Source organism: Verrucomicrobiota bacterium (assembly GCA_039192515.1).
Lineage (GTDB): Bacteria > Verrucomicrobiota > Verrucomicrobiia > Methylacidiphilales > JBCCWR01 > JBCCWR01.
The window spans coordinates 42125-67732 of the sequence record JBCCXA010000006.1 but is presented as its reverse complement, the minus strand read 5'-3'; the positions used below and the strand labels follow the sequence as shown (position 1 = coordinate 67732).

General features: G+C 41.6%; 22 protein-coding genes. 8 read left to right on the top strand and 14 right to left on the bottom strand.

The annotated features are described in order from the left end of the window. Positions 1–2: 2 nt before the first annotated feature. Together AAGA18_04445 and AAGA18_04440 are read right to left on the bottom strand one after the other, a co-directional pair. Positions 3–344: a hypothetical protein gene (locus tag AAGA18_04445; protein MEM9444583.1), complete on the bottom strand. Its 342-nt coding sequence runs from the start codon at positions 342–344 to the stop codon at positions 3–5. Between the two features lie 364 nt (positions 345–708). Further along, on the bottom strand, positions 709–1287 hold the full coding sequence (locus AAGA18_04440) for a hypothetical protein (GenBank protein MEM9444582.1): 579 nt from the start codon (positions 1285–1287) through the stop codon (positions 709–711). A 203-nt stretch (positions 1288–1490) separates the two neighbouring features. On the opposite strand from AAGA18_04440, the gene AAGA18_04435 reads away from it, so the two are divergent. From AAGA18_04435 to AAGA18_04420, 4 genes are all read left to right on the top strand, one after another. Further along, positions 1491–2471, top strand: a complete 981-nt coding sequence (locus AAGA18_04435; GenBank protein MEM9444581.1) for a GDP-mannose 4,6-dehydratase — start codon at positions 1491–1493, stop codon at positions 2469–2471. Between the two features lie 27 nt (positions 2472–2498). Then, positions 2499–3494 carry a GDP-mannose 4,6-dehydratase gene (gmd, locus tag AAGA18_04430; protein MEM9444580.1) on the top strand — a complete coding sequence of 332 codons (996 nt, stop codon included), beginning with the start codon at positions 2499–2501 and terminating at the stop codon, positions 3492–3494. A 200-nt stretch (positions 3495–3694) separates the two neighbouring features. Continuing rightward, a complete protein-coding gene (locus AAGA18_04425; GenBank protein MEM9444579.1) occupies positions 3695–4369 on the top strand; it encodes a hypothetical protein in 675 nt (224 codons plus the stop codon). Beyond that, positions 4366–5073, top strand: a complete 708-nt coding sequence (locus tag AAGA18_04420; GenBank protein MEM9444578.1) for an SDR family oxidoreductase — start codon at positions 4366–4368, stop codon at positions 5071–5073. The genes AAGA18_04425 and AAGA18_04420 overlap by 4 nt, the downstream gene beginning before the upstream one ends. Positions 5074–5086: 13 nt before the next feature. Here AAGA18_04420 and AAGA18_04415 read toward each other — a convergent pair whose 3' ends face one another. From AAGA18_04415 to AAGA18_04390, 6 genes are all read right to left on the bottom strand, one after another. Further along, on the bottom strand, positions 5087–6163 hold the full coding sequence (locus AAGA18_04415) for a hypothetical protein (GenBank protein MEM9444577.1): 1077 nt from the start codon (positions 6161–6163) through the stop codon (positions 5087–5089). A gap of 506 nt (positions 6164–6669) precedes the next feature. Further along, the gene (locus AAGA18_04410) at positions 6670–7437 is read right to left on the bottom strand and encodes an OmpA family protein (protein ID MEM9444576.1); all 768 of its coding nucleotides are present in this window, start codon (positions 7435–7437) and stop codon (positions 6670–6672) included. Positions 7438–7888: 451 nt separating this feature from the next. Further along, on the bottom strand, positions 7889–9544 hold the full coding sequence (ccsA, locus tag AAGA18_04405) for a cytochrome c biogenesis protein CcsA (protein ID MEM9444575.1): 1656 nt from the start codon (positions 9542–9544) through the stop codon (positions 7889–7891). Positions 9545–9549: 5 nt separating this feature from the next. Continuing rightward, the gene (locus AAGA18_04400; GenBank protein MEM9444574.1) at positions 9550–11394 is read right to left on the bottom strand and encodes a cytochrome c biogenesis protein ResB; all 1845 of its coding nucleotides are present in this window, start codon (positions 11392–11394) and stop codon (positions 9550–9552) included. Further along, on the bottom strand, positions 11391–14078 hold the full coding sequence (locus tag AAGA18_04395; GenBank protein ID MEM9444573.1) for a cation-translocating P-type ATPase: 2688 nt from the start codon (positions 14076–14078) through the stop codon (positions 11391–11393). Before AAGA18_04395 ends, AAGA18_04400 begins: the two co-directional genes overlap by 4 nt. A gap of 51 nt (positions 14079–14129) precedes the next feature. Further along, complete coding sequence (locus AAGA18_04390; GenBank protein MEM9444572.1) at positions 14130–16100, bottom strand: ABC-F family ATP-binding cassette domain-containing protein; 1971 nt, start codon at positions 16098–16100, stop codon at positions 14130–14132. Positions 16101–16187: 87 nt separating this feature from the next. Here AAGA18_04390 and AAGA18_04385 point away from each other — a divergent pair, with 87 nt between their 5' ends. Next, positions 16188–16964: a hypothetical protein gene (locus AAGA18_04385; GenBank protein MEM9444571.1), complete on the top strand. Its 777-nt coding sequence runs from the start codon at positions 16188–16190 to the stop codon at positions 16962–16964. On the opposite strand, the gene AAGA18_04380 is transcribed toward AAGA18_04385, so the two are convergent. From AAGA18_04380 to AAGA18_04355, 6 genes are all read right to left on the bottom strand, one after another. Then, positions 16961–18046: a TRAM domain-containing protein gene (locus AAGA18_04380; GenBank protein ID MEM9444570.1), complete on the bottom strand. Its 1086-nt coding sequence runs from the start codon at positions 18044–18046 to the stop codon at positions 16961–16963. The two genes, AAGA18_04385 and AAGA18_04380, sit on opposite strands and share 4 nt — an antisense overlap. Positions 18047–18188: 142 nt before the next feature. Continuing rightward, positions 18189–18494: a hypothetical protein gene (locus AAGA18_04375; protein ID MEM9444569.1), complete on the bottom strand. Its 306-nt coding sequence runs from the start codon at positions 18492–18494 to the stop codon at positions 18189–18191. Next, the gene (locus AAGA18_04370; protein MEM9444568.1) at positions 18481–19206 is read right to left on the bottom strand and encodes a flagellar motor protein MotB; all 726 of its coding nucleotides are present in this window, start codon (positions 19204–19206) and stop codon (positions 18481–18483) included. The genes AAGA18_04375 and AAGA18_04370 overlap by 14 nt, the downstream gene beginning before the upstream one ends. A gap of 6 nt (positions 19207–19212) precedes the next feature. Continuing rightward, the gene (locus AAGA18_04365; GenBank protein MEM9444567.1) at positions 19213–20076 is read right to left on the bottom strand and encodes a motility-associated protein; all 864 of its coding nucleotides are present in this window, start codon (positions 20074–20076) and stop codon (positions 19213–19215) included. 79 nt (positions 20077–20155) lie between these two features. Continuing rightward, positions 20156–20953 (bottom strand): FliA/WhiG family RNA polymerase sigma factor, encoded by a 798-nt coding sequence (locus AAGA18_04360; protein MEM9444566.1) that lies wholly within the window; start codon positions 20951–20953, stop codon positions 20156–20158. A gap of 2 nt (positions 20954–20955) precedes the next feature. Beyond that, positions 20956–21255, bottom strand: a complete 300-nt coding sequence (locus AAGA18_04355) for a hypothetical protein (protein ID MEM9444565.1) — start codon at positions 21253–21255, stop codon at positions 20956–20958. A gap of 368 nt (positions 21256–21623) precedes the next feature. Between AAGA18_04355 and mnmA the strand changes: the two genes are divergently transcribed. From mnmA to AAGA18_04340, 3 genes are all read left to right on the top strand, one after another. Beyond that, the gene (gene mnmA / locus AAGA18_04350) at positions 21624–22715 is read left to right on the top strand and encodes a tRNA 2-thiouridine(34) synthase MnmA (GenBank protein MEM9444564.1); all 1092 of its coding nucleotides are present in this window, start codon (positions 21624–21626) and stop codon (positions 22713–22715) included. Positions 22716–22763: 48 nt separating this feature from the next. Next, positions 22764–23543 (top strand): hypothetical protein, encoded by a 780-nt coding sequence (locus AAGA18_04345; protein MEM9444563.1) that lies wholly within the window; start codon positions 22764–22766, stop codon positions 23541–23543. A gap of 65 nt (positions 23544–23608) precedes the next feature. Further along, positions 23609–25597, top strand: coding sequence for a DNA topoisomerase IV subunit A (locus tag AAGA18_04340; GenBank protein MEM9444562.1), 1989 nt, complete (start codon positions 23609–23611; stop codon positions 25595–25597). Positions 25598–25608 lie beyond the last annotated feature (11 nt).

Sequence of the window (25608 nt, the reverse complement as noted above, 5' to 3'; positions counted from 1 at the left end):
CTCTAGGCAGCCATCCAAGCTCTATTTTGAGAGTAGTTTCGATGATGATACTTTATTACTTTACTTCTTCTAAGCGCTGGTTGAGGGGAAAAAGATGGTGGGCCAAGATAAAGGGAAAGATGTCCCTCCAAAATACCTAATAACCGACCATCCAGGTAAGGATAACGGTCAGGAATATAAAGACATATAATTTCCCTGTACACTTCCTCACCAAATAAATGATGTAACTCCCGACGGACCAGGGCCTTATGATGTGGCTCCATCACAAAAATTCGGTCTGCCCATTTAAAAACTCTTCGCCAAAAAAGTGACTTTTTGCTACTCCTGATTCCTAGGGATTTCACCTCTAGGTCCTCATTATGAGAATATAGCCGCTTTGCAGTTGGACTACGAAACTTATTATGATCACACACAAAAAGCACGTTCGTCTTGTTTTTAAGGTTTACCATATCTTTAGTTCGCTATTTAAATTAAACCACCTTCAGGACGATAATTTATTAGATGACCACCAATCTCCTATTTACCATTGTATAGTAATTCTATTACAGAATTACTACGTTTGTAACAATTGGGTAAAATTTAAGCAAGAGATTAAAGCTCTACCATCGATTAAGACTTTAAACCCGAATTGTGCTAGAGAGCCTTGTAGGCCTGAACAGAATCTTGTGCGTTTCCTACAAGTTCAATTCTATCATGCTGGCTAAATGCTTAGCCCCTAAGCAACTTATTTATAGAAGCAATCATCTGACCAGCTGCAAATTTTGTTTGGTCAGGGCTTCTGTAAGATAGTGCTCTTAGTTTATTGCGCATGGCCTGGAGCTTAGCCCTTGGAGGAGCGACATAAAACGCCGACTTCTTATCATAATGTGCTAATGCAATTTTAGGAAGAGTATTTAGCAATTGCTCAACATTAACTTGGTATTGTGCCTTTTGCTCTTTTGTCACCCTCTTCGTTTTCATTTGCCTTACTTGACTTCTTAGTACACGGACTGCCGAAAAAAGTTCTTCCATGGCAATAAGCGCTTTCTCATCATGTTCTTTGCTAGAGAATTTACCCGATCCAAAGGAAAACATGCCTGACTTGTAGATTTTCGCAATATTGTCTAATTCCTCTATGGCTCCATCATAATTCCTTTTAGCAACATTTCTCTCCATCTTACTTGCATATTCAAATGCTTTTAATGCATTGTCTAATTCTACATGAGGGTCTTTCTTGACCTCTTCCGTACACCCTATCAATAAACCTCCCAATATAGCTGTGCTTACAATTAATTTTAGTCTTTTCATAGAGTTTCCTTTATCCAATTCAATACTTGCATTTTATGTTATAAATATCGGCACAACTCGTTGATTACGTGAGAAATAAATTGATTTTTATCACTACAGCAACTGTGCAACAACTCTATACTTACACGTATCAAAGCGATCCTTAATCGTGCTAAAAGCGCTTTTAAAGATACATAAAACATGCATGATTCCAGCATCACTGTATGGAAAATGTTGCTTTTATCACTGGCATTACGGGACAAGATGGCTCATACCTAACCGAGTTACTCTTAGACAAAGAGTATGCTGTTCATGGACTCGTTCATAGACCAGACCGTTTGGCTACTGGAAATATAGGCCACCTTATATCTGATGATTCCATTTATAATAAAAAACTTTTTATTCATCATGGGTCATTTGAAGATACGACTCATTTACGCAGGCTTATTGCTAAAGTTAGACCTACAGAATTTTATCACTTAGCGGGTCAATCTAGCCCCAGAATTAGCTTAGAGCTTCCTGAAGCCACAGTAGAAAGCATTGGCATGGCTACTCTCAAACTTCTTGAAATCATTCGCGATTTACCTGAACCACCCAAATTTCTTTACCCATCGAGTAGCGAGATATTTGGATCACCAACCCATACCCCTCAGGATGAGCTCACCCCTCTCCGACCAACCACGCCTTACGGTGCAGCCAAAGAATTTTCGCACCAAATGTGCAGTATATACCGGATCGCCTACGGTTTAAAAACTTGCTCCGCAATCCTCTACAATCATGAATCCCCTAGAAGAGGGCCTCAATTTGTCACTCAAAAAATTGCTCGTGGAGTTGCTCAAATCAAAAAGGGAAAACAAAGAAAACTGACATTAGGTGCGCTAACAGGACGTCGTGATTGGGGTTGGGCACCAGACTATGTAAAGGGAATGTGGCTGATGCTTCAGGCTGAAACTGTTGATGACTTTATCTTAGCCACTGGTGTCACTCATACCGTCAAAGATCTTGTTGAGACCGCCTTCAAAGTCTTGGACTTGAACTGGAAGGACTATGTTGAACATGACCCCTCTCTCATAAAAGTTGTAGAACCAAATCATCCCTGTGGTAACCCCGGCAAGGCAAAAAGGATTCTGGGCTGGGAAAATAGTGTCCCATTCCCGTTAATTATCGAAAAAATGGTAAAAGCTGAGCTAGACAAGCTGGGCTAAGTCCCTTAAAGAATGAGGTCACAACCAATGAAAAAGGCTTTAATTACTGGCATTACAGGGCAAGACGGCTCATATCTTGCAGAACTCCTATTAGAAAAAGACTATGAAGTGCATGGCATCGTGCGTCGATCCAGTTCTATTAACCGTTCACGTATTGACCATCTCAAGGGGTATGAGCATAAAGAAAATCAAAGGCTATTCTTACATTACGGAGACCTTGCCGATAGTGTAGCATTAGTCAAATTACTTTATAAATTGCAACCAGATGAGATTTATAATCTTGCTGCTCAAAGTCATGTGAGAGTGAGCTTTGATGTTCCTGAATATACTTGCGACATTACCGGTGTAGGCGCGGCGAGAATCCTAGAGGCCATTATTGAATCTGGGATTGGCAAGAAAGTTCACTACTACCAAGCATCCTCCTCAGAAATGTTTGGGAAAGTGCAAGCTGTTCCCCAAACTGAAACAACACCTTTTTATCCGCGTTCACCTTATGCCTGTGCGAAAGTCTTTGCTCACTGGCTCACCGTTAATTACCGGGAAGCATATAATATGTATGCCTGTTCTGGAATACTTTTCAATCATGAGTCTCCCAGAAGAGGTGAAAGCTTCGTGACTCGTAAGATCTCTATCGCAGCAGCCCGCATTAAGGAAGGCAAACAAAACAAACTTTATCTAGGTAATCTAGATGCCAAACGTGATTGGGGGTATGCCAAGGAATACGTTGAAGCCATGTGGCTTATGCTTCAGCAAGACAAACCTCAAGATTATGTCATAGCTACAAATAAGACACACACTATTCGGGACTTTCTAGGTGCAGCTTTCAGCACGCTTGATCTAGACTGGAAAGATTATGTCGAATTTGACGAACGTTTCCTTCGCCCAACTGAAGTTGATTTGCTAATTGGCGACCCTTCTAAGGCTAAAGAGAAGCTAGGTTGGGAACCTAAAACTGACATGAAACGCCTTGCTGAACTAATGGTTGAGGCCGACATTGAATTAGTCAGGACAGGTAAATTATAATGACCTTGATTTTCTTCCAATTAATTTGAAAAAAAATTTTGCCATCTTCGTATTCAAAGACCTACTCAGGAGGATGTTTACATCCACGACCGCTACTAGTTATCATAACAAGCTTATTTGTTAGTTTGACCGGTTGCTCTAAATTAGAAAATATAGACAAAACCCAAGTCACAAAACCTCATCTCAATGAAGCGAAGGTTATGAAAAGTTCATCCCTAGAACAAAACCCAAAAAGTTATAATCCTAAGAGAAGTATCGAGATTGCTGAAATTAGGAGACAAATAAAGGAAGGCTACTACTTTTTAGCGCAACAAGAACTTCAAGAATTTATCAAGAACAACTATCATGCGAATGAAATAGAGGAAGCTAAAAAGCTACTTGCTCACGTAAGTGATAATCTCGACAAAAGCTTTGCATTACCTGCATTTGAATCCGAAATCAAACAAGCCTATGAGAAAGAACAACAAGCACTAAAGCAAACAAATTTAACTGAGGAAGAGTTATTTGAACTCATCAAAATTTCTATTATCAAACAACGTCACCAAATGGCTCTCAAGCAAATCAAAGAATTTATTACTCGCTATCCCAATACAGCTAGACGCCATGAAATTGAAGAATTAAAACTGAAGCTAAGCCGGATACTAACTAGTTTGGGGAGCCCAAAACTACCTGAAAGTTTACTTAAAAAAACAGCTCAGATGGATGATAAAGAGCTTTGGGAATTATCCCAACAGTATATTCAATCCAATAATCTCGAAACAGCCATTTTAATTTTAGAAAACCTTATCAATAAATTTCCCCAGTCAAAATATGCCAAAGAAGCTAACTCAAAACTACCTACATTGATCATTCAGCTTGAGCTCAATGGAGTATGACACCACTTACCATTTTTATTACAGGAGCAAATAGGGGTATAGGGCTTGGTCTTTCCCAAAGGTTCTTAGAAGAAGGTCACCATGTTATTAGCACTTATAGAGCAAAATCAGATACAACTGAACTCTTCAATCTGGCTAAAAAATACCATACCCTGAAGACAGTGCTGCTTGATATTACCAACCAAGAATCAATAGAAAACGTCTTACCGAACATTCGTTCGGTAGATATTCTCATTAACAACGCTGCCATTTTTTCTAGGTCAGATCGAGCCAATACGCCGTTCCAAAAATTGTCTATCGATACTTTTTCTGATGTCTTTAAGACAAATCTAGAAGGCACTGCTAGAGTAACTCAAGCGTTACTTCCCAACTTAAGGCTTAGCCACAGACCCGTTATTATTAATATCTCATCCGGAGCTGGCTCTATCAGTGTCAAAGATAATAATTTTTATTACTGTTATTCGGTTTCCAAAGCGGGACTCAATATGCTTACTCGCGCCCTTTCATCAGAACTGATTAAAATGAATATTACCACAGTTGCTTTTAGCCCAGGCTGGGTGCAAACAGAGATGGGCGGCGATGATGCTGAAATAAGTGTCGAGGAATGTTCTAGAACCCTAGCCAAAAGCATCTTGTCCATCACCTCAGAGGATAATGGAAGATTCTATGGTCGGCTTGGTAGATCTGACCCGTACCCCTGGTAAAGGTCGTTAAGATCTAGCTAGCTATAGCTAGTGCAGTACTTGGAGTGGCATCCTTTTGCTGCTCAAAAGCTTCCTTAATTTTTTCGATCTTCTTCTCTGCCTGAGAAACCATCACCATATTGTTTTGAAGCGCTGCTTGCTCTTTTAACTTCTCCCATGCTGTTATCCCTATTTCAGACTTAGGATCAATGTTCATGGCTTCCTCTAATCTAGTGTAAGCACTTATTAGATTGCCCTTTGCAACTGAAATCAGTCCCAAATGGTAAGCAATCATGCCATCAAGTATTTGAAGTCCCCTAGCTTTATTTAAAGCATTCTCAGATAAATCGTAACTTCTTTGCTCAAAATAGATTAAACCTACTTTAAGCCACGCCTGTTTGAATTGGTCATCTATATCAATGACATCAAAGCAAACATCTAAAGCATCTAAAAATAACCCTTTGATAGCAAGCAGGCTAGCTAGATTGTCCATAGCAAATATGGATTTCGAATTTATCTTAAGAGCCTTACGAGTAGCTTTCTCAGACTCATCAATCTCATCTCTATAAAAATGCACCACTCCCATATTTGACCAAGCTTCCTCGCATGCTTCATTTATCTCTAGGACTGACTCATAATGCTGCTCAGCTTTGCTTAATTCACCGTTTACTTGATAAGCCACTCCAAGATTGAATATGGTTGGAACAATAGCATCATTCAATTCATGAGCTTTTTTAAATGCCTCGATTGCTCCTTCCTTCTCAGCAGCATCATACATAGCATTGCCAATGTCCGTCCAAAGTATACAAGCTACATGGAGGTCAACATCTTCCTGCTTCATGCCCTTATTAGCGGCCTTAGCAGCGCACTTTGGGCGGTTCATCCCCAATTGCTCTCTTGCGATATCAAAAAAGCGCTTTGAACCTAGTGCCTCAGGTAACTCCAGTTCATCTGGTCTATCATCTGATTGGTTTTTCAGGCCCTCCAGTAACTCCCTAAACGGGATTGACATAGTCACCTTCGCTGTATCTCTTATCTTCTGGCGCAGGGATTTGATCCCTTTGTTTTGACCTTCTTGTAAGTTTATTTTCTTTATGCCTGGGAATTTCATAATCAATAGCAGTTGTTTAATTAATTGTAATGACTATTAGCTAGACAAAATCACAATGTAGTTAATAATTAAACATTGTCAAATAGTAAGTTTCATGAGCTTTTATAGAACTTAGTTATACAATATGTCTATTTTATTAAATTTCTATGACGCTTACTCTCCTCTATTCTAAACATGCTGAGAGACACGGTGCTCGTAATTGCCTGACTCGCATTCTACCAATTAATGAGTTAATAACAAATTAATTTAACTACCGCACTCTTGTTTGCAAATACAAAAATCTTTTCAATAAATATAAAGAAATGACACTTTCAGCGTTTCTTGGAGACGTAATGGCAAGATAAGCTTGCTTTCTCAGTAACTTTTAGCAGCTGGCCAGTTGAGCTCTTTGAATAGCGCGAATTAAAACCTGACGATGGAATTGAGGTTGAACGAAATAAGTAAAAGCCTGCGCTACTGTTCTTTAAGTCTATATGGTTTCATTCGGGTCAGAAGCGAATATAAGTTTAGCCTTGCTCACTAACCGCAATTTCAGGTGTTTTAATAATCTTTTTGACTACCCGTCTTGGAGCAAAAACTAATTCGATCCGCCTATTTTTGGCTTCAGGCGTTTCGCTTTTGTAATCGATTACAGGCATATACTCCCCCCAAGAGGCCAGCATCATATCTCTTGGCTTAGCCTGGAAGCTTTCTAATGCCCTCATCACCTGAAAAGCTCGAAGTGCTCCCAATTGGCGATTAGAACTAATGGATGAACCTGGCTTAAATCCAACATTATCTGTATGCCCCTCTACGATTAAAAAGTACTTTTCATTATGCTTCTGCAAGATTTCGCTCACCGTCTTTAGCGACTTTACTGCTTCGTCGGACAAAATAGAGGAAGAAAGAGCAAAAGCAGTATGAGGCATTCTCACCGCCAAGTAGGGGCCTTGACTGTAAACTTCAAATTTAGTGTCATTAAAGAAGTCTTCCAAGATAGCTTGTAGTTTTTTGTGCCCCGGAGATTCCTCCAATTTGAGCTTTTGAGCTATAAAATGCTGTTCTTGCTGACTAACTTGTCTCCTTAAATCTTTTAATTGTCTGTCTTTTTTTTCTAATTCATTTTTGAGTTGTTGCATGGCAAAGAATTTCTCACTCGATATTCCTTTTTCATCGCTCTGCTCAATAGCTATCTCATTTTGCCCCTGGCTTATATAGTACCCTCCAGCCCCACCTAAGACCAAAACTAGACCTATAAACAAACCCATTACTGTTAAATACGTTTTCGTGCTCATCTATATCCTCATTTTCCACCAACTTGGTGACTTCCTTCTTATGCAGGGTTCAAAGTCACTTCTGCTGTCGCAATCAACAATTACATCGTCATTTTATCTAAAAAAGTAAATACCTTTTCAAACAGGGGGTATCTCATAGAAGTTGAACGAGATGCGTAAAAGCTTGAGCCACAAGGAAAAGAGAGTGGACGAACATATCTCAATCGCATCGTCTGAGTATAGCTCTTGTGAGCAAGCGAAAACCAAGCGATCAAGCGCATGAAGCACTCATCCGGACAGCGTAGGCCAATGAGTCTCAAAAGGTGATATCTCTAGAGGACTCCATGTTTCTTGGGAATAAAGACCTTGCGCAGATCCTTAAGTCTCTACTGCATAAACCAGATTTGACTAGAGAACTGATAGTTTTAAATAATTTCCTATGCGTCAGAGATAGAGGGGTGGGGAGTTATTCTTAAATTACGCTTTTTAAAGGCTTATTGGATATTCTCACATGTCGTAACCAGGCAATACAGATAAATGCTACTTCCGCTATCACAAAAGCCAAAACATACTGGAAACCACCTGTTCCAAAACCATAACTATGAAGCCCTACACCTAGCACAAAATTAACACCGTACCAGGCCATCAAAACACTTAAAAAGCAAAGAATAGAACCCACCGCTAAGCCAAATCCTTTTACCCATCCGGCAACTCGTCCATGTAAAACAATTAGGTAAGACAATAGCGCTATTAGAGCCCAAGTCTCTTTAGGATCCCAATCCCAAAAACGCCCCCAAGAATAGTTAGCCCACACACCTCCCAATATGGTTCCAGATGCCAGAAGTAGAACTCCTACCTGTAAAGTTCGGTATAAATAGAGATGCAAGTCACCGCTTATCTTCTTACCAAGCATCACTCCTATTAAAATAATATGACCTACTCCCAGTGCTAAAGCAAAAGCGGCATAACTAGATGTAATCGTAATGACATGCACAGTTAACCAGAAATTACTTCTCAATACAGGCACTAAAGGATTAATCGAACTATTTAATATCTCTGGCTGAGTATCTGCCAATAGCAATGAAATAATGGCTACTGGAGTAGCACCCAATAGAAAGTAACGACATCTGTAGATAGCCTCAAAAACAAGGGCCATGATAATTACTCCAAAAGCCACCCAGATCACTGTCTCATACATGTTAGTAACTGGTGGTCTGCCCGCAATAAAAGAACGGCAGATAAGCCCATAAATCTGGAGCAAAAAACCTACCCCTACAAACCCCCAAGAAAGAAAATAACCCGCCTTCTTTTGCCATAAAAGAGTGACTACCGAGGCCACCAAAGCTAAAGCAAACATAATGGCAGCCCATCGAAATGGATGTAATACTAGGTATCTTTGCTCAAGCTCTAGCAGATCTTTATTTACAAACCCATGACCTTTTAGCTCAAATAGCTTAGCCTGCAACGATTGAATAGCGTTATTAAAAGCCTCTTGGTCCTTTCTTTCATATGACTCACTGACTTGATGGAATTTCTCAAGCACCTTAACGGAAGTTTCTGCTCCATATAAAAAACTCGTGTTAAAGATAGGCACCCAGGCCTCTTCCTGAGATTCTGGGTTTGACACCAGCCTGTAGAGAGATCCATCAATCAATCCTTTTGCCACTTCAAGCCTACCTCCAACATTCTGCACCTCTTTCTCGAGCCGATTTAGCTGTGCTTTTGGATCTATCGCCTTTTTTTTCTGTATATCCTCTATGTATTTAAGAAATACTTCATTCCCAATTATCCATTTCCAAGAAGCGTGCTTATCATTTTTATCCATCCCCAGCTCCTCTCGAAGAGGTGTGTAGTTGATATAAACAATTTTTCGTTCCGCCCAATCACCTGGACTCAACCAAATATCAGTAATCGTTGCTACCGCTGAGAGCTTACCCCCCTTCTGCCTCTTCCATTCACTTTTGCCATAAACTGATTGCCAAGATTGCAGTGCAAAAGAATAAAAAGGCTTCACGCGCCCCATATGCTGAACAGGCACTTGCTCTAGCGGCGTTAGATCTAATTCAGCAGCTAGCAAATAACTGCTCCACTCGAAACATAGGCATAAACATAATATTGCTTTTCTCATACCCATTAACTCACACTCCGTTTTTTTGCTGACCTCATATAAAATAACATATAAATGCCCACGCAAATCATTAGAGAACCAGTCCATTTAAAAAACCACCCAGGGTCATATAAAACCTGGAGTGTTGTTTCGTCTAGATTTTCTTGATTCCAACCCGCTTGAGAAAATTTATAGTTAACCCCTGTTAGCAATCTGATCCATCCTCCTGGATAGCTTGCGGGGTGATTCATTTCAATCCTAGCTTGTTTAGTTTTATTTTTCTTCTCATCTACAAAACGCACATTACTGATAAAATTAGCTGGAGTATCAGTTCCTGGGTCCCTAGGAACCTCAAAGTCAACAAGTTCTATACCAAATGGAATAGGTTTTGTTCTCATGCTCAACCCAACCAAAGCATTTTGCTTGCTTAAAAAAAAGCGTTTAGGCCGCCCCATAACAACCCATTCCTTAGAACTTTTCTCACCATTGCTATTCTCCAACCATCCTCGCACTCCCGGAATACCCTCGGCTGTATCTTGATTGATTGAAGCAGCCTCTGTCAATTCATTCACCAGCACTGCTTTAGGGTAATAACCTTTTAAAGTTCCTTGCCAATCAGCCCAGCCCATCGCTTTTGTTTCTCCTCGCTTCCAAATACCAGCCTGTTGTGAGAAACCTTCTCTTCGCAAATCAAAAAACACTTCTCCAGTAACCTCATCAATTCTTAAAAGTAACTCAGGTTTCTTTTTTTCATAGAACTCTCCGTGCACCATCAGCAATAGAGCTGGATTATTAGCTTCTTCAGAAAGCGTTATTGGTTTGCCATCTTTCATTTTGAAATCTGGCCAAAAATCCATCACTTGAATTTCACCTCTCACCTCTGGTGCAGGGATGCTATTTCCCAGTACCTCACTCAGTTTATGCAAGTGTTTGTCTCCAAACTCATCAACATAACTCAGAACCAAATCTTGATTATCCTCACCCTTTTCTAAGAAAAAAGTGTAACCGCTCGATTTACCCAAGGTATTATGAACAATGGGTTGATGAGGCATGCTCGCTATTACCATGTGAGTTTCCCTAAAGACCTCACCTTCAGGCAATTTATCCTTAGGAAACTCCTCTACCCATGCAATTCTAGCCAATCCAAACAAGTCGTATACCCGAGACTCTTGAGGAGAACTCATTAACGGAATTGATAAAGTTTGACCCATCATGCCGCTAAAAAGCTCGAGCTGAATACCCGAGGCAAACGCTTGCTCAGAAGCAACTATCTTTTGAACCGGAATCAATTTCTCAGAGTAACGATCAACGAAAAGAGTCAATCCTTCTTGTTCCGGGACTTCTAACTGCCTGACACGATCTTCACTTGGCGGTATCACTCTAACCTCAAAAGGTGTAGAAAAAATTTCTTTAGAATCAGCCCCTTCAAATAACATAACCATTTCATCTAAAACCAGTCGTTGCTTAGGTGGTTGACCTTTATGCAAATTCACATTCGCATCATAACCCAAAATCATACCGATCATGGAACCTATCAAAAGAATCACTATTCCAGCATGAGTAATCACAAAGCCCGTATGTTTTCTTTGCCATGGCCATCGTGTAGCAGCTGCACAAATTAAATTCACACAAAGAAAGACCAACCAGAAGATAAATAAAGGCGACTTATAAATAAGCGCTTGAGTCATGCGAGTGTCATACTTTGACTCGTAGAATGTGGCGAACGCACATGCGACAGCAATAATTCCAAGCAAAAGAAGTGCAAATTTTAGCGAACCCAAAATATGAACCCATCGCCAAGTGATAGATACCTGCTGCCTCTCTTTAATAAGCTTTTTGCGCTCTACCGCCGAAATAGTAGATTGGCTCAACTCGACTTCGCCTTTCTTAAGATATAGAAATAAGAACGGCAGAAGACGAACATACCAAGCAACATACCCGAGCTCATCGCTAGATAGGTGAGAATGAAATACATTTGGTGATTTGCAATGTTTGTGAGACTCATCAAGACCATTGGAAAGAACATTCCAACTAACATCCCCAAGCAACATATCAATAAATGCCCCCAAGGGCTGGATTCCTTAACACCTTGCTCTATTCTAACCTGACTATCGGTGATCACCAAGACAGGAAAACTCAACAGAACCATAAGTCCCTGCATCCAACTTGGTTGAAACAAAAAGCTAGCGACACCTTCCGTTTTTGTGCATCCGCATAAACAAAGCCCATCCTGAATAACAGGCCCAAAGCCAGAGTCGACAACCCACCCCAACAACATTCCTAGATTCCCTAGAGACAGCATTCCTAGATACAAACCTAGAGTTGATTTCTTAGACCAGGCAGACATGCCTTGAGATAAAACAAAACCCAACAACAGTGCCCCCAAAGACACCATGATTGCTACCTGCCATGAAAATCGCCCCATCCAAGCTAAGAGAGGGCCTTGTAAAAACATACCCAAAGCGCATGCACCTATCAACCATCTAGGCAGTATAAAGGTTGCTGGGGCCTTACTAGATTGAGAGACAGACAAACTTTTTCTACTCCTCTTTTCTGCAAGAAACTCCTTCGCGATTTCATCCTTTGTTTGATCCATCAACCTTTGTCCAAATCTGATAGCTCTCCAAGTAACCAAGAAACTAGAACCCATCATTAGTAGAGCTGCCCATATCGGCTGTATCATTCCAGCCATAGCTAGTGCTATACCTATTGCATTATAGCAAAAAGCAAAAAGAATATTCTGCCGAATCCCTCTCCTAACCTGACGTGCCATACCCAAAAGATGAGGAATTGCCGTAAGATCTGCACCGAAAAGTTGAGCATCTGCAACTTCACGCGTTAACTTAGCTCCGGATGCCATAGCGAGGCTTGCCGATGCCTTAGACATGGCAGCTGAATCATTCACCCCATCCCCTACGAACAATACTTTCTCGTCTTTATTTTCCCATTCCTCTATCAGCTTAACTTTATCTTCAGGTAGCAGCCCTGACCGCACACCTTCCAAATTCTGCAGGCCGAGGCGATCTACACTTTCTTGTTTATCTCCGGTTAGAATGTCGAGCGGCACGCCATAACTCGCTAATTCAGAAATCGCCAACTTTGCAGACTCTCTTAACCCCTCACGAAATAGAGCAAGACCAACTAACTGTCCATTCGCCTTGATGTAAATTTTTTGAGAAGCCCCTTGGTCATCGGCTTTGAGCAGGTTTTGTAGTTGCTCAATTTTAGAGTCATCCTTTTTATTCAATAACCCCTTATTCCCTATCTGTATCAAGCGGCCACTAACTTCAGCTTCTACACCTATCCCAGAAACTGTTCTGACATCACCAACTTCGACTTCTTTATCTCCCTTAACCACCCAAGCGCAGAAAGCTTTGGCAATCGGATGTGAACTTCTTGCTTCAACCATCGCAATCTCTCCCTGCAAAACTTCCCGGTCGACCTCAGGTAAAGTGACAAAGTCTACCAAAGCAAGATTCTCTTCACTTAATGTTCCTGTCTTATCAAACACAACGCGCTTCACCTGCGAAAGCTTCTCGATGAAATCTCCATTCACAGCTGCCACTCCTCGAGCAGCAAATGCATTCAATGCACTCCAAATGGCAATAGGCGTTGCCAAGCCCATCGCACAGGGACAGGCTACTACTAATACCGCGAGTGCATAAAAAAGTGCTGGCTGCCAACCCACCGCTAATGTCCAGCCTACAAATGTTGTTACTGAAAGGATCAGGACAATAGGTAAAAACCAACTGACTAAACGATCTGCTTCGCGCTGAAGCGAACTTGGAGCCGCCGATGACTCTCTTATGACCTGCAATAATGAATCCAATTTACGCTCTTTGCCGCTTGCTTGAGCCTGTATAACTAGAGGCTCATCCAACACTTCCGCCCCAGCTAAGACCTTATCTCCCTCACGCTTGACAACTGGAAAAGGCTCTCCGGTAAGCGGTGTTTCTCTTACAAAGGCGGTCCCCTTTACGACTTGGCCATCCACAGGCACGCCCTCACCCACCGGTACCATCACGCGGTCACCCTTTTCCACCTCACTCACCGCTACCTGCTTTGACTCACCACAACAAGTCAATTTCAAGCACATTTCAAAATCTTTGGCTAAAGCTTCCGCAGCACCTATCGCTGATTTTTGACGACGACGCCCTAGGACAGAACCTAGCGTATAAATAGCTACCAGAACCGCAACCACTTCATAATAGATATCCCCTGTATCAGTAAATGAAGCCTGAACAGAAGCTGCAAAAGCCCCAAAGATTCCTATTAAAAACAATTGCTCTGTAACAATCTTGCCTCGTTTCATTTTGGCAAACGCTTCAGTCGCAATCGGCAGACCAGCCAAAAGAAAAACCATGATGGATGACACTGCAAGAGCCAGGTGCAAGACAATCCTGGACATGCCTTCTGGTGGCGTCTCATTTACCGCAATGCCAATAAACATCGCCTGCATCGCTATAAAAGCCGCTATACCCAGCTTAAACCACTGGACTACTTCTTTTTTTGAAGAAGCGTCACTTGCACATGCATTCTGACAACAAGAAGACATCCAAGAAAAATAGTAAGCTAAAGTAGGACAAACTCAAGTTTATCTCAGCACTCATAAACTCATAAGTGCCTCACCCTTTTCTTCCCAAGCCTCAGAGACTTTATTGAGTTCAATTTGCACCTCATACATTTCTTCGTTTACTCGCTTAGCACGATCGGGTGCCGGATTTTGTAGTTCATCCAGCAACTCTTTCTGGCGGCTTTCTAGATGCAAAATTCTCTCCTCTAGCCGAGCAACTTCTTTTTCTAGATCTTTCTTAATCTTAGACCTAGCCTGACGCTCTTCAGCTTCTTTGCGTTTTTGCTCTTTGGTTTTACGAACTGGCCGGGGTGTATTCTTAGATTTCTCAGGCAATGCAATAGTTTGATTACCACGGTGATCTTCAAGTTTCTCACCAGCCGTTAATGCCACCTTTTCAGACTCAGCCTGAGTCTTCTCTAAATAGTAATCATACCCGCCCGCAAAAGGTGTCACCTTTCCAGCATGGACTTGCCAGACAGTCTCCGCCATCGACTTAATAAAATACACATCGTGACTAATAAAAACGAGGGTTCCCTGATACTGCTTTAAAGCGGAGATAAGTGCCTCAATACTTGCCATATCCAAATGAGTAGTGGGCTCATCCATGAGCAGAAAATTGGGAGGTGCCAGCAGCAGTTTTACTAAGCCTAAGCGACTCTTTTCTCCTCCGCTTAAAACACTTACGGGTTTAAAGACATCATCCCCCTGAAACAAGAAGCTTCCTAAAATGGTGCGCGCGACTTGCTCTGTGACTGGATGCTCCATGGCAGTTGCTTCCTCTAGAACCGTTCGACTTGAATCCAACATCTCCACGCGATTTTGAGAGAAATAACCTACCGTTACATTGTGTCCTACTTTTCGCTCCCCTTTCTCAAAATCCAAGGCACCAGCCATGATTTTCAGCAAGGTAGACTTGCCCGCACCATTAGGCCCTACTAGAACGGTTCTTTGATCTCGTTCTACCTCAGCATTTAAACCTTCATATACCCGAGTTTGCCCATAGGCTTGATAAATGTCCTTGAGTTCCATGACTCGCTGGCCACTACGCTTAGGCTGTGGAAATCGGAAGCCCCTCATAACACGGTCCTCTGCTTCAGGAGCTTCCAACTTATCCATGCGAGCAATTTGCTTTAATTTAGCCTGAGCCTGTGAAGCCTTACTGGCCTTGGCGCGAAAACGATCAGCAAATTGCTGAAGGCGCTCCATTTCTTTTTGCTGGTTCTTATAAGCGGCTAATTGCTGAACAGCTAAAGCATCTTTTTGCTCGAGGTAGTTATCATAATTACCTCGATATTTTTGTAATTTCCTAGCACGCACTTCAACAATGCTTCCCACCAGGCAATTAAGAAATTCACGATCGTGAGAAATCATCAAGATCCCCCCAGGATAAAGCTTCAAATAATTCTGAAACCACATCACCGTTTCCAGATCTAAGTGGTTTGTCGGCTCATCTAACATTAACAAGGTCGGCTCCATTACAAGCAATTTTGCTAGATGGGCTCTCATAACCCATCCTCCACTCAGCTCACGAGCAGGTCTTTCGAAATCGCTATCACGAAAAGCTAACCCCTTCAAAATGCGCTTTGCTTTAGGCTCTAGTTGATACCCCCCGTACTCTACATATTTTTCTTGAGCGATATGATATGTCTCATCCTCTTCTGTACCCTCAGCCTCATGCTTTTTTACGATGCTATAGAGCTCAGCCATTTCCTCATTAATAGACATGGCCAATTCCATAACAGTTTCATTGGCCACGGGAGCCGTTTCTTGCGGCAAGAAACCCACAGTCACTCCGCGTTCAACATTTACAGAACCATTATCAGGTGACTCATCACCCAAAATGATAGAAAATAAAGTGGATTTTCCAGCTCCGTTTGGACCCACTAAGCCGATGCGATCTCCCCTATTCACTTGCAAAGAAGCATCAATATAGAGATCCCTCCCTGCAAAGGATTTAGAAATATTTCCTAGTGTTAACATAAATAAATAACGTGACACCATGCCACAGAATAGGCCATAGGCAAGAGCTTCCACTCTATCTCATTTACAATTTCCTATGAGCTGGCATTTTGTTGCTCTGTTTACTTCATGAAAAACAACGCTAACCTCATACTTCTAGCAAAAAGACTGTGCTTGTACCTCTTCACGGCTCTAGGGTTAGTATGCCTCTTGCTCAGTTGCTCACGTCAACCAGATATCTATAAGTCCGCGGCATTAGTCGAAATCATACAAAACAAACAAAGGACACCTAAACCACTTAATCTGGAAATTGACCGCATTTCTTCTAAGCAAGTGCTACAGCCCGTTATAGAACAAACGGGGTTTATTTACTATAAAGCAAAGCAATTAGGCATTGATGCCCAGACATTTAAGAAAGATGCTTACACCGCACTCATAAAGGACCTTGAGCTGACCATTGATGAAAGAAATGACCAAATCTCTATAGCTATTTACAACGAAAGCCCTACCATGGCGGCTCAATTAGCCAATGCTATTGCTGTGTCATATAAAAGCCTACATTTACAACTCGCTAAAACTAAGTCTAAAGAGTATCTAAAACCTTACGAAGACAAATTGAACGAACACAGAGAGAAGTTTTTAACCGACAAAAAGAAGGTAGCCACGCTCAGCGCTAGCCTAAATCACAAAGTAGGAAAATCCACAAGGGCTGAAGCGATCAAAGAAGTAATGGCTTATGACTCTGCTATTTCCGAACTCAAAACAAGTAGAGCCATTTTTGAGCAATCCGAGTTACGCTTTCAAGAACTACTTAAGAAGACCGAAGACACCCTTGGTGGCGGTCCAATCCTAATCGTTGAGGAAGCTCAAATCCCTCTAGAAAGCGTCAAGAAGACTACCCACTAATTTATCCGTTCGCAGACTACCAGACATTCAATATGAGCGGTTCTGGGAAACATGTCAATTGGCTGCAACCATAGCGGCATCCAGAAACCTTGCATTTTTCTTAGGTCTCTCGCCAAGGTGCTTGGATTACATGACAAATAAATGAGTTGCTGAAAATCAAGTCTAAGCAACTTCTCAATGAGTTCATCACTAAGCCCTTCTCGAGGCGGATCAAGAAAACACCCTACAGGATGTTGATCGCAGATTCGAAATGCCTTCTCAAGATACTGCTCGCAGCTTCCTTCCAGTAATTTTACTCTTCTTGACACACGTTTTTGCGCATCCAAGACTGCACGCACATCTGATTCTATTGTGACGAGATCTTCTACTTCATCCTGTAACACTTCGGAGAAAAAACCTACTCCAGAATACCCTTCCACCATCGACTTCATCCGATGATCAACAGCCCCTCTCACTAAATCTCTTAGCCTTTTCAATAAAAATTGGTTGGTTTGAAAAAAACCGAGTTCCGGGATATTGGACCCTCTTAGCGAATAATGCTCACGATTACCGGGGCGACCTCTTAAATAGGCCAGTTTTTCATTCACTTCATCACTTGCGATTTGACACTTATCAATATCTACAACATCTCTAGAATCTTTTCCATGAAAGCCTATTCGCCAATCTTGTTGATGAACGGTCACGCGGTTTCGATAACCGTAAGGGGAATCAGCCCTTATAAATGGCAAGAACCTAATATGAGAAACTTCTCCAATTCTTTTTAAAAGATCTCTTATCTGCTTAGATTTAATCTCTAGCTCAGCTTCGTACGTAATATGTTGATAATCACATCCCCCGCACAAACCAAAGTACTCACAAACCGGTTCCTCACGATCTTCTGATGCATTTAGCATCTCCATAACAAAGCCGCGATAGAAATGCTTTTTACTCTGAGTTATCTTTATAAGAACACGGTCTCCAACTGCCACAAAGGGAACGAAGATAACCATACCCTCATAACGAGCTACCCCTTCACCTCCAAAGCCCAAATCTATCACCTCTGCTTCAACCACAGACCCTACTCGCAACTCCAATTTTTGCATCAAACTCTCTCTAATTAAGTTCCTCTAATTTTACTGATTTTGACTTTGGACAAAAGAGATTTGCACACTTGCCCGAATTTAGATATTTCGGCATCACGAGACTAAATCTTCTTCTAAAATAAAATTTTGAGGCAGGGTTTAGCTACGATGCGGCAGGGGGCTTGGGAGCTGGGTTAGCTTCTTGAGGTAGCGTGTAACACCGAATGACTGTCTGTTCGCCACACGAACATGTAAATAGCAAATCACATTCCCCATCTTCTCTCTGCACAATTTCTACTTTTGGGTCACATACATTCTCAGTATTGCTAGAAGATCTAAATCTGGGCTTCTTTTTGTGCTGGCCTACTGGCACCATTTTCTTAGAACTAGCGTCCCCCGTGCGTATAACTTTAACAGGCTTTGATCGATCAAAGTCCGAGTTAGCAGCAAGTATCTCACTCCAGTCCATCTGTTATATGCCTTTCTTCTGGTCTTACGATGATTGAGATTCTACGATTCTCCTCATCGTCAGGCCTTGATTCATTAATTGGTTTGCGGTCTGAATAACCAGCAACACGCCAAAATTGCTCAGCATCAACTCCTCCCTCTTCTAATGCTCTTTGCGCTGTAACCGCACGAGCTGAGGATAAATCCCATCCTATTTGACCTTTTTTCTCCAACTGTTCGTCAAAGCCTTTTTGAACATGACCCTCTACCTCTACTTTAAAAGGATAGCGCTCGATCTCCCATGCCACAGTATTCAGCACCCAACTGCCAAAGTTCGTTAAATCTGCGGTCTGAGGATAAAAAAATGGCTTCCTAGATCTATCTAATGCCGTAATACGAATACCATCCGCTAAAAAGTCAAACCGGATCATGTCATCACCTGGCTCTGCACTATTATTAAATTGAATCTGCAGTTTTTCAGTCGCCCTTTTTAGCTGTTGCAGTGCTACTAAGTCATTATGGGCTTGCTGAGAACTTCTTACGGCAAACGGTTTCATATCTGATTGCTGCATAATCCCTTCACTGCCTTGCTCAGTAATCTCACCTCTAAAATACCTCTGCACTTGCTCTCTAGTCACATCGTCACTAGAGATTAGCCATAGAACTAAGAATAAGGCCATCATGGCCGTCACAAAGTCTGCGTAAGCTACTTTCCATGATCCACCTCCTCCCATTTTTGCTTATCCTTTTTTATTCAAGGCTTTCAGTTGCTCCTCTAGAACGTCGCCAGTTAATTGCCGGTCAGCAGGTATTGCTCGCCTCCCAGACTCTGCAGCCATAATGGGCGGCGCACCCGTTGCATAACTTGTGATAATATTAGAAAGCACTTCGTAATAATGCTTTTCATCGTCGTTATTAAATTCAATTGCTGATATGAGAGGCTGGATAAATCCATAACTAATAAAAATTCCTAAAAAGGTTCCTACTAACGCATGTGCGACTTTTACACCAATCGTCGTCTTATCCCCAGAGATATGGGACATGGTGATAATGATTCCTAATACCGCCGCAACAATTCCTATCCCAGGCATCGCATCAGCTGCTTTGGTCGCTACATGGAGCGGATGCTCACTTCGAACAGCAATGCGTTCCATCTCCTCATGAAGTAAATGCTTTACTTGGTCTCCTTTGATACGACCATCGATTATTGGCTTCAGCGCATCCTGGGCAAATGCTACTGCTTCCGCATTATTTAAAAAGGTAGGATATTTTTGGAATACCGCGCTACCTTTCGGATTTACCACATGATCTTCAATGCCGATCACGCCTTGTTCCCGAGCAATCATAAAAAGCTCATAAAAAGCTGAGATAACATCTACAAAAGCTTTTTGGTTATATGGAGACCCCTTGAATGCCGTCATAATTTGACTAAATAGCAGCTTCAAATAAGCCATCGGACACGCAGCAAATAAAAAACCCAAAGAAACCCCAATAATAATGATATACTCGCCAATGACAATCAGATGCGTGGGATTTCCACCTGAGTAAACAAACCCTCCCAAGGTACACCCTAAAACAATCACCCAACCTACAATGACTTGCATAACACCAATCCTATCGCTTAGTATTCACTTCCCCGCCCCTTAGCACCATCATTGCTATTACATTGCCGTCCCTGGAAACTTAACGCTTGCGAACACGCATGAACGCAGCTCGCAGGCGGTTTACCGCCAACGTATGCACCTGTGAAACTCTCGACTCGGTAAGACCGAGGATCTCTGCAATCTCTTTCAATCGAAGGTCCTCTAGATAGTAGAGCGTTAGCACTTGCATTTGCTGCATCGGCAACGTATTCAAAAGCTGTTTTAGAAGATCTTTATCTTCTTCATGCAAAACGATTTCAGAGGCAGCTTGACTTTTAGGATCTGCAACTACTTCTTCATGACATAGTGAATCCCCATCTATTCCATCGCCCACTGTATCTTGCAAAGAAAAGAAACTCACAGGCTTGACGCGGTCAACCAGATCCTCAAATTCCTTGGCTGACAAACCAATTTCTTCTCGAATCTCTTCTTCTGTTGGCTCTCTACCTAATTTCTGAGCTAACTCTTCTTGCACCTTTTGTAAGCGCCTTGACTCACGCACAACAGAACGAGGCGCCCAATTCAGTCGCCTTAGCTCATCCAAGACCGCTCCCTTAATCCTTAAAGAACAGTAAGTCTTTATACTGGTGCCTTTGGTGTGATCATAGTTATCAACTGCATTAATCAAACCAATCACCGCTGCACTTAATAAATCATCTCGAGATAAATATGACGGGAGAAACATAGACATCCTTGATACGATATGATGAGCCAAAGGTAATAAACTCTCTATAGCCTCATCTCGATTCTCAACAGCCTTATGCTCTGTCAAGGGATCCACTTTCGGTTTCTCAGTTTCTTCGACGTTACTCTTCTTTTTCTTTGCGGTTACGATCATTACTATTCTGCCTTGTTAGTTTTCTTTTTCTCCTGCTCCTTTTTCCTAGCTTCCATAAATTCCAGCCTAGCCTGAATCATCTTGTCCATTTGTGTTTCAAGCCAATAGCGAATAAAAATGGTTAAGGCGTATCTTACAATCAAAGCGAAAACTACCCCCATGATTGCTGCTCGCAGAAATGTCCAGGTGAAACCCTCATTGTTCATATACCCAATGATGAGACCTAATATGACACCTAATACGCCTGATATTTGAACACAACGAGATACTGGGATAGGTATTCTCACTAGTCCATTGCTCATGCCTATACATAGTGCATCCTCTGTTCCAACTAACTCGCCACCACTTCTCGAACTACGTAACTAATTCATTATGAAATACTTAAAAAAACAAAAAAGATTTCGGCTATAATTTTCAGAATAGAAATCGGAATTTTTTTCCGCTGATTAGTTTAACCTAATAGGTATATTGTACCAGTTTTTGGCCAACTAAGGATGTCCCTAAGAGAGGATCCGTTCTATTGCTTATACATGGCTTTATAAGGCCATTTAGCCTTTGTTCATCCTTTACTCAAGGGAAGTGCTGAGATTTTATGTCGTTTCTAATGTTATACTTCGACAACACAGGAAAAACTTTAGATGTCCCTATAATAGTTATATATTTAGCCCAAATGCGGAAAATATTGGTTGCCATGTCCGGAGGAGTTGACAGCTCCGTAGCTGCCGCCCTGCTAAAAGAGCAAGGGCATGACGTCAGCGGTGCCTACATGAAAAATTGGATCAACGAACCTAACATTATCGGGAATTGCCCTTGGCAAGAAGATATTGAAGATGCTTCTGCAGTAGCCAAAGAAATCAAGATCGATTTTGAAATTGTCAATCTGATGCAGGAATACAAAGACCGGGTTGTGAAATACCTCATAGATGGCTATGCCGAAGGTATAACCCCCAACCCCGATGTCATGTGTAATCGAGAAATGAAATTTGGCGTCCTATTAGATTATGCATTAGAAAACGGCTTTGAAGCTATTGCTACTGGCCACTACTGCCAAAAATTAGCTTCCAACGATAGCTCAGAGATATTAGAGGGAGCGGACCCGAATAAAGACCAGTCTTACTTCCTAGCTCTACTTAACCAAGAACAAATAGATCGGTCTGAGTTTCCTATCGGACATCTCATCAAGTCAGATGTAAGAAATGAAGCAAAAAGATTTCGTCTACCTAACTTTAAAAAAAAGGACAGCCAAGGTATTTGCTTTATAGGTGAAGTTAAAATGTCAGACTTTCTAGATGCGCACCTTCCGCAAAAGCCCGGTGAAATCATTAGCTTAGATGGTAAACTTCTAGGAGAACACCGTGGACTTCACTACTATACGCTCGGACAACGAAAAGGTATTAGAGTCCCCTCCAACACCCCCAATAAAGCGTATGTAGTTGTTGAGAAGCGTATCAACACCAATCAGCTTGTTATTGCACTGGAGGAACCGAATACCCCTCTCCTTTATGCTGAGGGGGCAAAAATTTGTCAGCTCTCTTTTACCAGTACACCTCTGAAGGAATCTCGAGTGATACAAGCAAGACCACGCTACCGTGCTCCTAGAGTTGATATCAAATATACACCAGAAGAAAGTGCTCATGGGATGATCGCCACCATTCAATTCTCTAGGCCTCAACGTGCACTAGCTCCAGGACAGATCTGCGCATTCTATGATGGTCAGAAACTTCTCGGCGGAGGCATTTTCCAAGAAATATTTCATGCATAACACATCTTTTCGCTTTCCTTCTGATTAAAATCACCTCAAAAAGTTGTGATGCAATGGTTTAGCCTACTGCAAAGCTTTGAGGAAATCGTCTTTCGAATTACTGCCCTTCTTGTTTTTGGCCCTAAAACACTTTTTTACACGATCTTTAAGCCTAAATATATTTATCACTATACTAGTGCTGAACTCAACAAGCCTCAAAATCAGCGCTTTGAATCCCAACTCTCTCCTATTACTTTTCTACTTCTGTTTGGCACCTTATCTACAGGGTTTGGAATAGACCTTGCATCTCAGATTAAAAAAGATCTAGCAGGCCTTTCTTACCTCTTTTCAACTGCTGGTAGTATGACCAGTCCTGAAGCAGTTGGATTACCTTGGTGGGACGAACAACCACTAGATGTAAAAGCACTCATGTCACTTATTATCAATCTAGTAGGAGCCCTTAGTTTTAGCATCATACCAGTCTGGTATAAGACTGGTTCTGTTTCCAAAAATAATTTACGGAGAACATTTGAGTACCAAGGATATATCATGGGCACCTTCTATTTTCTAGTTATGATTTGGTTTGCCCTTTTAATTCTCACTAGCGAAATGAATCTCTCCACCACTTTTAATGCTGTGACAGCTCTATTCTTACTCATATGGTTTACGTTCACACAGTTTTTCTTTCTAAGAAACGAATTAGCCGAACATTGGAGAAAGTCTATAGGTTCCTTTGCCATCTCTTCTATCCTTTTTTGCATTCTTTCCTGGATTACCCTATGGCTATTCTCGTTCCGGTTAAGTACACAAGTTCTAATCGAGAATATTGATTACTTGGACAACTTCTAATGAGAAACTTTGCTGCAATTTTTTGTTCTGTACAAATCTCCGCTAATGGCTAATGCTGAGATTTTATGGCAGCAACAAAAAAAAGCCCTTCTAGAAAACCTGGCGAACCATCACCAACAGAGGGCTCCCCACCCAAGATAACCTCCAAATCATTGCATCTCCCTGAAGGGCCATTTAAAGATCTAATCGACACTAATTTCCTCCAATACGCCTCTTATGTAATCCGTGATCGAGCTATTCCACAACTAGAGGATGGGTTGAAACCTGTGCAACGCCGCATTATGCACTCCCTCAAGGAGAACGATGACGGCAAATTCAACAAAGTCGCCAACATCGTCGGTCACTGTATGCGCTACCACCCTCATGGTGACGTCTCCATTGGAGATGCCTTAGTTGCATTAGTGAACCGTGGCTATTTAATAGAGGGACAAGGTAACTTTGGTAATATTTACACAGGAGACCGCGCAGCTGCCTCACGCTACATAGAATGTCGACTCACTGAGCTTGCTAGAAATGAAATCTTCAGTCCTAAGCTAACCACTTATGTGCCTAGCTACGATGGACGAAATAAGGAACCCGTTACATTACCCTGTAAACTACCACTTCTTCTGATGCTTGGCGCAGAAGGCATAGCTGTCGGATTATCCACTAAGATCTTACCTCATAATTTTATTGAGTTGCTCAAGGCACAAGTTGCTATCCTCCAAGACAAGCGTTTCAAGATCCTCCCTGACTTTCAACAAGGTGGCCTGATGGATGCCTCTGAATACAATAAGGGGAATGGTAAAATAAAGCTGCGAGCCGTTATTACAAAAACTGAAAAAAATAAACTTACCATCAAGGAAATCCCTTTTGGCACAACGACAGATTCATTGGTAATCTCCATTGAAGATGCCGTTCGTAAAAAGAAACTAAAGATAAGATCCATCAACGACTACACCGCAGAAAAAGTTGAGATCGTTCTCACTCTTACGCAGGGAGAAAACCAGGAGCGCACAATAGACGCACTCTATCACTTCACACAATGTGAAGTTCCTATCTCTTGCAGCCTGATGCTGATAAGCGGGGAAAAACCTGTTCAGATGACTGTTGATGAGGTGCTTCGTGCCAATACCGACCAACTCGTTGCACTTCTCAAAGCGGAATTAGAGCTTAAAGAGGGAGAGCTAGAAAACGAACTTCACTACAAATCTCTGGTTCAAATTTTCATCGAAAATCGCATCTATAAAAAAATCGAGAATTGCACAACATACGCTGCCGTTCAAAAAGCAGTCCTCCAAGGTCTAAAGCCTTTCACCCAAAAGTTTAAACGCCCTGTCACCGAAAATGACATTGAAATGCTTTTAGATTTACGGATTAAACGTATCTCTAAATTCGACTTAGAAAAAAATAAAGATGATATGGCTCGCATTGTTAATGAGATCAAGCAAGTCAGGAAAAATCTTCGACAACTCGTTAAATATGCCATTGCTTACTTACAAGATCTGATCACTAAATATGGCAAACAATATAAGCGTCGCACAAAATCAACAACAGCAGAAGAGATCGATGTTCGCGAACTAACTTCTAATCAACTCGCAGTCGTTTATGACAAAGAAAAAGGCTTTATTGGCTGCAATCTAAAGGGAGAAATTGCTTTCCGCTGTTCTCCTTTGGATAAAGTGATCATTATGTGGAATGATGGGCGCTACCAAGTTATGCCTCCACCTGAGAAACTATTTGTTGATAAAAACGTTATCTATTTTGCCCCATTCGATCGAGACCAAGTCTTTACTTTTGTTTTCGCGAACACACAAGCAACCTTCATTAAGAAATTTACCTTCGGCGGTGTCATTATGAATCGTGAATATCATTTAGCCTTGCCTAAATCTCGCGTCCTACTTTTTGAAAAGGGAGAGTTTCCTAAACTCTTTGTCAAGTTTCGCCAGACCAAAGGACTTAAAATTAAAGAACATACCTTCGCCCTCTCAGATATCCCCATTCGAACGGCTAAGTCCAAAGGCAATCAACTGACGAAAAAATCCATCACAAGCGTCAAAGCTGTTAAGAGTTAAGCTGAATGGAA

Excerpts from the sequence above, each read along its gene's own strand:
- AAGA18_04440 (MEM9444582.1), bottom strand. The coding sequence starts at position 1,287 with ATGAAAAGACTAAAATTAATTGTAAGCACAGCTATATTGGGAGGTTTA.
- AAGA18_04435 (MEM9444581.1), top strand. The coding sequence starts at position 1,491 with ATGGAAAATGTTGCTTTTATCACTGGCATTACGGGACAAGATGGCTCA.
- gmd (MEM9444580.1), top strand. The coding sequence starts at position 2,499 with ATGAAAAAGGCTTTAATTACTGGCATTACAGGGCAAGACGGCTCATAT.
- AAGA18_04425 (MEM9444579.1), top strand. The coding sequence starts at position 3,695 with ATGAAAAGTTCATCCCTAGAACAAAACCCAAAAAGTTATAATCCTAAG.
- AAGA18_04420 (MEM9444578.1), top strand. The coding sequence starts at position 4,366 with ATGACACCACTTACCATTTTTATTACAGGAGCAAATAGGGGTATAGGG.
- AAGA18_04415 (MEM9444577.1), bottom strand. The coding sequence starts at position 6,163 with ATGAAATTCCCAGGCATAAAGAAAATAAACTTACAAGAAGGTCAAAAC.
- AAGA18_04410 (MEM9444576.1), bottom strand. The coding sequence starts at position 7,437 with ATGAGCACGAAAACGTATTTAACAGTAATGGGTTTGTTTATAGGTCTA.
- ccsA (MEM9444575.1), bottom strand. The coding sequence starts at position 9,544 with ATGAGAAAAGCAATATTATGTTTATGCCTATGTTTCGAGTGGAGCAGT.
- AAGA18_04395 (MEM9444573.1), bottom strand. The coding sequence starts at position 14,078 with ATGTCTTCTTGTTGTCAGAATGCATGTGCAAGTGACGCTTCTTCAAAA.
- AAGA18_04390 (MEM9444572.1), bottom strand. The coding sequence starts at position 16,100 with ATGGTGTCACGTTATTTATTTATGTTAACACTAGGAAATATTTCTAAA.
- AAGA18_04385 (MEM9444571.1), top strand. The coding sequence starts at position 16,188 with ATGAAAAACAACGCTAACCTCATACTTCTAGCAAAAAGACTGTGCTTG.
- AAGA18_04380 (MEM9444570.1), bottom strand. The coding sequence starts at position 18,046 with ATGCAAAAATTGGAGTTGCGAGTAGGGTCTGTGGTTGAAGCAGAGGTG.
- AAGA18_04375 (MEM9444569.1), bottom strand. The coding sequence starts at position 18,494 with ATGGACTGGAGTGAGATACTTGCTGCTAACTCGGACTTTGATCGATCA.
- AAGA18_04370 (MEM9444568.1), bottom strand. The coding sequence starts at position 19,206 with ATGGGAGGAGGTGGATCATGGAAAGTAGCTTACGCAGACTTTGTGACG.
- AAGA18_04365 (MEM9444567.1), bottom strand. The coding sequence starts at position 20,076 with ATGCAAGTCATTGTAGGTTGGGTGATTGTTTTAGGGTGTACCTTGGGA.
- AAGA18_04360 (MEM9444566.1), bottom strand. The coding sequence starts at position 20,953 with ATGATCGTAACCGCAAAGAAAAAGAAGAGTAACGTCGAAGAAACTGAG.
- AAGA18_04355 (MEM9444565.1), bottom strand. The coding sequence starts at position 21,255 with ATGAGCAATGGACTAGTGAGAATACCTATCCCAGTATCTCGTTGTGTT.
- mnmA (MEM9444564.1), top strand. The coding sequence starts at position 21,624 with ATGCGGAAAATATTGGTTGCCATGTCCGGAGGAGTTGACAGCTCCGTA.
- AAGA18_04345 (MEM9444563.1), top strand. The coding sequence starts at position 22,764 with ATGCAATGGTTTAGCCTACTGCAAAGCTTTGAGGAAATCGTCTTTCGA.
- AAGA18_04340 (MEM9444562.1), top strand. The coding sequence starts at position 23,609 with ATGGCAGCAACAAAAAAAAGCCCTTCTAGAAAACCTGGCGAACCATCA.